This is a genomic window from Stenotrophomonas sp. HMWF023, from assembly GCF_003060985.1.
Lineage (GTDB): Bacteria > Pseudomonadota > Gammaproteobacteria > Xanthomonadales > Xanthomonadaceae > Stenotrophomonas > Stenotrophomonas lactitubi.
In genome coordinates this window covers 1-6,401 of the sequence record NZ_QAIJ01000042.1, presented here as the reverse complement: position 1 = coordinate 6,401, position 6,401 = coordinate 1, and the positions used below count along the sequence as shown (strand labels likewise).

Sequence of the window (6,401 nt, the reverse complement as noted above, 5' to 3'; positions counted from 1 at the left end):
CCGGCCTGAGCGATCATGGGAGCCTGCGCCTTCGGCGGGCGCCAGCGCGGCGCCTCTCTCCTGCATTCGGCGGCCAGTATATCCGCTGCAGTGCAGCACGGCATAATCCGGCCATGGTTTCGCCTTCCCGCCCGTGGTTCCTGTACCTGCTCGAATGCCGCGATGGCAGCTATTACGCCGGCATCAGCACCGACGTGCAGGCCCGTTTCGCCGCCCACCAGGCCGGCAAGGGGGCCCGATACACCCGGTCGCGGCCGCCGCTGCGGGTCCTGGCGGTACGTGAATACCCGGACAGGGCAGCGGCCTCACGCGCCGAATGGGAGCTTAAGCAGCTGCCGCGCGAACGCAAGCTGGCGTGGCTGCAGGCGCCGGCCGAGGCTGTTCTGTAGAGCCGAGCCCATGCTCGGCTGCTGCACTCGGCGACGAGCGTCAGCCGAGCATCGGCTCGGCTCTACAACATCGCCGGTAGATCCACGCCATGCGTGGATGGGGCACATCCGGCCATGCCATGATCACCCAGCCCTCAGCGCTGGAGACCCGGATGTCCACCGTTGCCCTGTTGTTCGCACTGTCCGCAGCGGCAAGCCCTGCCGCCGACGCCACCACCCTCGCGGCCATCGAAGCGACCTGCCACGACTACGTCGACGGTCAACTGGAAGCCGATCCGCAGCGCGTCGCCCGTTCCCTGCATCCGGACCTGGCCAAGCGCGCGGTGCTCGGTGATACACCCGACGAACGCCTCGGCCTGCGTCGGATGTCGAAGGAAGAGCTGGTTGCGTTGACCAGGCAGGGCGCGTTGAAGACCCCGAAGGATCAATGGGACCGGCGCTGCACGGTGCTGGACGTGACCGGCAATGCGGCCTCGGTACGGCTGGAAACGCCGTGGTTCGTCGACTACTTCCACATGGGCCGCTTCGACCAGCGCTGGGTCATCGTCAACGCGCTGTGGTACCCGAAGCCGAAGGCGCCGTAGGGCAGAGGCAATCAGCACGAAGAACCGATCCACGTCATGCGTGGATGACGTCACCGCGCCCGCTCACACCGTGCGCAGCGCTCAACTCTCCATCGAAACGCCAAGCACTTCGCCGTCCTCATCGAACTCGACACTCAGCACATACTGCGAGACGTCGCCCGGCAGCGCGAAATCGACGTGCACCGATCCATCGCTTTCCCACGGTTCGCGCGCCTGCAGCAGGCCCAGCACCGCGCTGGCCGCCGGCGTGGCCGTTCCCAGTTGCTCATTCCAGTAATCGGCTTCGATCTCGTCCAGATGGTGCTGGATGAACAGGTCGACGCTGTCCTCGCCTTCCTCGGTGCCCAGCAACTGTTCAAGGGCGGTGCGCGCACGCTTCTGCTGGGCGGTTGGGGTGGTCATGGCATTCCTTTGAGTGGTGGTTGGGAGGCGGGGTCAGAGCCCTTTCCTGCGGAAAGGGATCGCCCTCAACGTAGTGCATTCATCCACGCATGGCGTGGATCTACCGCTTCGGCCGCCGGTCTTCGCGGTCATCGCCAAAAATGATGCGCGCGCTGCGCTGGTAGCTCCAGTACGCCACCGCCCAGTTCAGCAGCACCACGACGCGGTTGCGGAAACCGATCAGGAAGAACACGTGTGCGGCCAACCAGAACCACCAGGCCAGCACGCCCGACAGCTGCAGCTTGCCCAGGTGCACGATCGCGGCCATGCGGCCGATGGTGGCCAGATTGCCGAAGTCGGCGTACTTGAACGGCCCCGGTGCCGGCTTGTCGTGCAGGCGTGCGCGAAGAGTTTCCGCCACGTACTTTCCCATCTGCTTGGCGGCCGGGGCCACGCCCGGTACCGGCTTGCCGTTGGCCTGGCTCAGCGCGGCCAGGTCGCCGGCCACGAACAGTTCGGGATGGCCGGGCAGGGTCAGGTCCGGCTGCACCTGCACGCGTCCGGCGCGGTCCAGCGGCACGTCCAGCGTGCGCGCCAGCGGCGAGGCAGCCACGCCGGCGGCCCAGACCACGGTGCGTGCGGGCACGAACTGATCGCCCAGTTTGAAGCCCTGTCCATCGATGTGGCTGACTGGCGTGCCCGTCATCACTTCCACGCCCAGCTTTTCCAGCTGCCGGCGTGCCTTCAGCGAAAGCACTTCGGGGAAGGTCGACAGCACGCGCGGACCGGCCTCGACCAGTCGCACTTTGGCGCTGGCTGGATCGATGTGGCGGAACTCATTGCGCAGCGTATGCCGGGCGATTTCAGCCAGGGTGCCAGCCAGCTCGACGCCGGTCGGGCCACCACCCACCACCGCGAAGCTCAGCCATGCGGCCTTCTTCGCCGGGTCCGGCTCGGCCTCGGCGCGCTCGAACGCCAGCAGCAGTTTGCGGCGCAGGGCGATGGCATCGTCCAGTGTCTTCAGGCCAGGCGCATCATCGGCCCATTCGTCATGGCCGAAGTAGGCGTGGGTGGCGCCGGTGGCCAGCAGCAGGCTGTCGTAGTCCAGCGTGCTGCCATCGGCCATGCGCACCTGGCGCGCTTCCTTGTCGATGGCCACCACTTCGCCCAGCCGCACCTCCACGTTGCGCTGGTGGCCGAGGATGTGGCGCAGCGGTGCGGCGATATCCGGAGCAGACAGTCCCGCGGTGGCCACCTGGTACAGCAGCGGCTGGAACAGGTGATGGTTGCGACGGTCGACCAGGGTGATGCGTATGCGTTCGCGGGCCAGCGCACGGGTGGCCCACAGGCCGGCGAAACCGCCGCCGACAACGACCAGGTGGGGGACGCGATCACGACTCATCGACTCACTCCAGGGGGGCATGGGGGAAGTGCCTGGCATCTTCGCACGGCCGGTCCTTGTCACGTCAGCGTGCATCCGGATCGGCGATACTCGGGTTCAGGCAACTGCCCGTGAGGAGTCCATGAGCGAACCGGAAAAGCGCATCGCCCTGTTGATCGACGCCGACAATGCACCGGCCTCGAAGATCGACGAAGTCCTGGCCGAGGTCGCCCGCTATGGCGTGGCCAACGTGCGCCGTGCCTATGGCAACTGGAAGAGCCCGCGGCTGAAGGGCTGGGAGGCGGTGCTGCACGAATACGCGATCCGGCCGATCCAGCAGTTCGCCTACAGCAAGGGCAAGAACGCGTCGGACATGGCGATGGTGATCGATGCGATGGACCTGCTGTACGCGCGCAACCTCGATGGGTTCGCGATCGTGTCCAGCGATGCCGACTTCACGCCGATGGTGATGCGCCTGCTGACCGATGGCGTGAAGGTCTATGGCTTCGGCGAAAAGAAGACCCCGGAGCCCTTCGTCAACGCGTGCTCGAAGTTCACCTATCTCGAAGCGTTGGGCCAGACCCACGCCAGCGTGCAGGATGTGGAGCAGGCATCGAACGAACCATCATCGAACGAACAGGCGCCCAGCGAACAGGCGAGCAGCGACGATGCGCGCCCGCGCAAGAGCGGCGCGGAAATGCGCAGCGACACGCGCCTGGTGAAGATGCTGCGCCGCGCGGTGTCCTCGGCAGAAGGCGAGGATGGCTGGTCGCACCTCGGCCCGGTCGGCAGCCAGATCGGCAACCAGGCCTCGTTCGATCCGCGCAACTACGGTTACGGGAAGCTCAGCGATCTGCTGGCCGCGATCGGTTTGTTCGAGCTGAAGAAGGACGGTAAATCCTCCTACGTGCGCGCGCTGCCAAAGAAGAACCGGTAACGCCGGAAACGCCGGTGCAGAGTAGAGCCGAGCCACGCTCGGCTGCTTTCCGCACGCACTACAGAGCGCGTGCGTTGGAGCCCGCGTAGCCCGCAGCAAATCCATCGGCGAAATCCTCAACTCCGTTGAATGCCAGCAGTAACAGTCCGGCACACAGCAGCATATTGCGGTTGGATCGGCGGTACCCCAGCACCAGCGCCGCCAGCCCTGACGCCAGCAGAACGTAATTCACTGCATCCCATGCGGTCATGCCATTTCCCCTTGTGGATCGGCGTATCGTAACGGCTCCGCGCCCTGTTGGCGCAGCGCTGCACGCAAGGAAATCCGTATGTTGAAGATCTGGGGTCGCCGCAATTCCAGCAACGTCCGCAAGGTGCTGTGGTGTGCCGAGGAAATCGGCCTGCCGTACGAGTCCATCGAAGTGGGTGGCAGCCACGGTGGAACGCAGTCGCCGGAGTACGTGGCGATGAACCCGAACGGGCTGGTGCCGGTGATCGAAGACCACGGCCTGCCGCTGTGGGAATCGAACACCATCGTGCGCTACCTCAGTGCGCGCTATTCGCTGGGCACGCTGTACGCGGAAGACGCGATGGAGCGTGCGCAGGCCGAGAAGTGGATGGATTGGAGCACCTCGCGGATGGCGCCGCTGTACTCCGAACTGATCTGGGGCATCATGCGCACCGCGCCGGCCGACCGCGATGAGGCGCGCATCAATGCGGCGATCGTGCGCGCCGGTGATTTCCTGGCCCTGCCCAATGCGACCCTGGCCACGCAGCCGTGGTTGTCAGGCGAGAAATTCGCCATGGGTGACATCGCCCTGGGCTCGTTGATCTACGCGTGGTTCGAGTTGCCGATCCAGCGTCCGGACCTGCCGCACCTGGCCGAGTGGTATGCACGCCTGCGCGAACGCCCGGCGTACCAGCGCGGCGTGATGTCACCGATGACGTAAGCGAAGGGGCGACGTTCGGGGTCGGAGCCCCTTTCTGCGAAAAGGGATCCGACCCCAAGCCATCGGGGTCGGATCCCACCCGTCGGGTGGGCTCTGACCCCAGCGCATCCTCCCTCAATACAGATCCGTCGGATCCACATCCAGCGACCAGCGCACCTTGCGTGCCTCCGGCAGCGCGTACAGCTGCGGTACCAGCTGTGCCAGCACCCCATGCAGCGGTGGCCGCTGCGCTGCCGACAACAACAACTGCGTGCGCTGATAGCCGGCACGGCGTGGCATAGGCGCAGGCATCGGCCCGTAGGCCTCCACGACGTTCTGCTCGCCCAGCAGTTTGCGCGCGGCCAGCAGGAATGCATTGGCATGCTCCAGCTGCTGCGCTTCAGCGCGCATCAGCGCCAGGTGCGCGAACGGTGGAAAACCCGCCGCCTCGCGCTGGTTCAGTTCGGCCTGCGCGAACGGATGGTAGCCACCGTTCACCAGCGTCTCCAGCAGCGGATGATCTGGATGATGGGTCTGTAACCACACTTCGCCCGGATCGCGCGCGCGCCCGGCGCGGCCGGCTACCTGGATCAGCTGCTGCGCCAGTTTTTCGCTGGCGCGGAAATCGGCCGAGAACAGGCCTTCGTCGATGCCCACCACCACCACCAGCGTCAGCTTGGGCAGGTCGTGGCCCTTGGCCAGGATCTGCGTGCCGACCAGGATGCCGGGCTCGTTGCCCAGCTTGCCCAGCTGCTGCTCCAGCGCATCGCGCCGTGCGGTGGTGCCGCGGTCGATGCGCACCACCGGGAAATCGGCGAAGGCACTGACCAGGTGTTCTTCCAGCCGCTCGGTGCCGATGCCCTGTGGCTGCAGCGCCAAGCTGCCACAGGCGGGGCAGGCCAGTGGTGCCGGCTGCCGCGCACCGCAGTGATGGCATTGCAGGCGACGGCCACCGCCATGCACGGTCATCGGTGCGTCGCAGCGGTTGCAGGGCGCGGTCCAGCCGCAGTCGTGGCACAGCAGCACCGGCGCATAGCCGCGCCGGTTCTTGAACACCAGCACCTGCTGGCCACGTTGCAGGTGTTCGCCGATGCCGGCCAGTACGTCGGCGGAAAGGCCATCGCGCAGCGGACGCTTGCGGACATCGAGGATGCGCACGCGCGGCGGTCGGGCATCACCGGCACGTTGCTTCAGGCGCAGGTGCGCATAACGGCCGGCGTAGGCGTTGTGCAGGGTTTCCAATGAGGGCGTGGCGCTGCCCAGCAGCACCGGAATGCCTTGCGCCTTGGCCCGCACCAGGGCGAAATCGCGCGCGTGGTAGCGGATGCCGTCCTGCTGCTTGTAGCTGCCGTCATGCTCTTCGTCCACGATCAGCAGGCCGGGCTGCGGCAGCGGAATGAACACCGCCGAACGCGTGCCGACGATCACCCGCGCTTCTCCGCGTGAGGCCGCAGCCCAGACCCGCGCGCGTTCGTTGTCGGTCAGCCCCGAGTGCAAAGCGTGCACGGCAATGCCGAGACGGCCGCGGAAGCGTGCCAGGGTCTGCGGAGTCAGGCCGATCTCGGGCACCAGCACCAGAGCCTGCTTGCCCTGCGCCAGGCAATGGATGATTGCCTGCAGGTAGACCTCGGTCTTGCCGCTGCCGGTCACCCCGTCCAGCAGGAATGCCTGGAAGCTGTCAGCGGCGGTGATCGCGGCCACGGCCTCGGCCTGCTCCGCATTGAGGGTGGGGCCGGGCAGGGGCTGAGCGTGCTGCGGCGCCACGCTCAGGGCGATGCGCTCGGCGAGGTCGCGCTTGCCC

General features: G+C 66.6%; 8 protein-coding genes and 1 riboswitch. Of the genes, 4 read left to right on the top strand and 4 right to left on the bottom strand.

Annotation, left to right across the window (positions count from 1 at the left end):
- Nucleotides 1–73: riboswitch (glycine riboswitch) on the bottom strand. This riboswitch is flagged as partial in the annotation.
- A gap of 40 nt (nt 74–113) precedes the next feature.
- Both DBR20_RS01900 and DBR20_RS01895 read left to right on the top strand, forming a co-directional pair.
- Nucleotides 114–389 carry a GIY-YIG nuclease family protein gene (locus DBR20_RS01900; protein WP_108264996.1) on the top strand — a complete coding sequence of 92 codons (276 nt, stop codon included), beginning with the start codon at nt 114–116 and terminating at the stop codon, nt 387–389.
- A gap of 152 nt (nt 390–541) precedes the next feature.
- Nucleotides 542–973, top strand: coding sequence for a nuclear transport factor 2 family protein (locus DBR20_RS01895; RefSeq protein WP_108264995.1), 432 nt, complete (start codon nt 542–544; stop codon nt 971–973).
- A gap of 81 nt (nt 974–1,054) precedes the next feature.
- Here DBR20_RS01895 and DBR20_RS01890 read toward each other — a convergent pair whose 3' ends face one another.
- Both DBR20_RS01890 and DBR20_RS01885 read right to left on the bottom strand, forming a co-directional pair.
- Complete coding sequence (locus DBR20_RS01890; protein ID WP_108264994.1) at nt 1,055–1,375, bottom strand: DUF2004 domain-containing protein; 321 nt, start codon at nt 1,373–1,375, stop codon at nt 1,055–1,057.
- A 100-nt stretch (nt 1,376–1,475) separates the two neighbouring features.
- Nucleotides 1,476–2,756: an NAD(P)/FAD-dependent oxidoreductase gene (locus DBR20_RS01885; protein ID WP_108264993.1), complete on the bottom strand. Its 1,281-nt coding sequence runs from the start codon at nt 2,754–2,756 to the stop codon at nt 1,476–1,478.
- A 121-nt stretch (nt 2,757–2,877) separates the two neighbouring features.
- On the opposite strand from DBR20_RS01885, the gene DBR20_RS01880 reads away from it, so the two are divergent.
- Entirely contained in the window at nt 2,878–3,672 is a 795-nt protein-coding gene (locus DBR20_RS01880; protein ID WP_100553750.1) for an NYN domain-containing protein, read from the top strand.
- Nucleotides 3,673–3,730: 58 nt separating this feature from the next.
- Here the strand turns inward: DBR20_RS01880 and DBR20_RS01875 are convergent, their stop codons facing one another.
- Entirely contained in the window at nt 3,731–3,922 is a 192-nt protein-coding gene (locus DBR20_RS01875) for a hypothetical protein (protein ID WP_108264992.1), read from the bottom strand.
- A gap of 78 nt (nt 3,923–4,000) precedes the next feature.
- Here DBR20_RS01875 and DBR20_RS01870 point away from each other — a divergent pair, with 78 nt between their 5' ends.
- Nucleotides 4,001–4,621 (top strand): glutathione S-transferase, encoded by a 621-nt coding sequence (locus DBR20_RS01870; protein ID WP_100462250.1) that lies wholly within the window; start codon nt 4,001–4,003, stop codon nt 4,619–4,621.
- A gap of 114 nt (nt 4,622–4,735) precedes the next feature.
- On the opposite strand, the gene DBR20_RS01865 is transcribed toward DBR20_RS01870, so the two are convergent.
- Nucleotides 4,736–6,401: primosomal protein N' (locus tag DBR20_RS01865; RefSeq protein WP_108264991.1), on the bottom strand; the 1,666-nt coding region annotated here is incomplete at its 5' end.

What these genes read in the sequence shown, in the direction of transcription:
- DBR20_RS01880 (WP_100553750.1), top strand. Translation starts at nt 2,878, where the DNA reads ATGAGCGAACCGGAAAAGCGCATCGCCCTGTTGATCGACGCCGACAAT.
- DBR20_RS01890 (WP_108264994.1), bottom strand. Translation starts at nt 1,375, where the DNA reads ATGACCACCCCAACCGCCCAGCAGAAGCGTGCGCGCACCGCCCTTGAA.
- DBR20_RS01895 (WP_108264995.1), top strand. Translation starts at nt 542, where the DNA reads ATGTCCACCGTTGCCCTGTTGTTCGCACTGTCCGCAGCGGCAAGCCCT.
- DBR20_RS01885 (WP_108264993.1), bottom strand. Translation starts at nt 2,756, where the DNA reads ATGAGTCGTGATCGCGTCCCCCACCTGGTCGTTGTCGGCGGCGGTTTC.
- DBR20_RS01875 (WP_108264992.1), bottom strand. Translation starts at nt 3,922, where the DNA reads ATGACCGCATGGGATGCAGTGAATTACGTTCTGCTGGCGTCAGGGCTG.
- DBR20_RS01870 (WP_100462250.1), top strand. Translation starts at nt 4,001, where the DNA reads ATGTTGAAGATCTGGGGTCGCCGCAATTCCAGCAACGTCCGCAAGGTG.
- DBR20_RS01900 (WP_108264996.1), top strand. Translation starts at nt 114, where the DNA reads ATGGTTTCGCCTTCCCGCCCGTGGTTCCTGTACCTGCTCGAATGCCGC.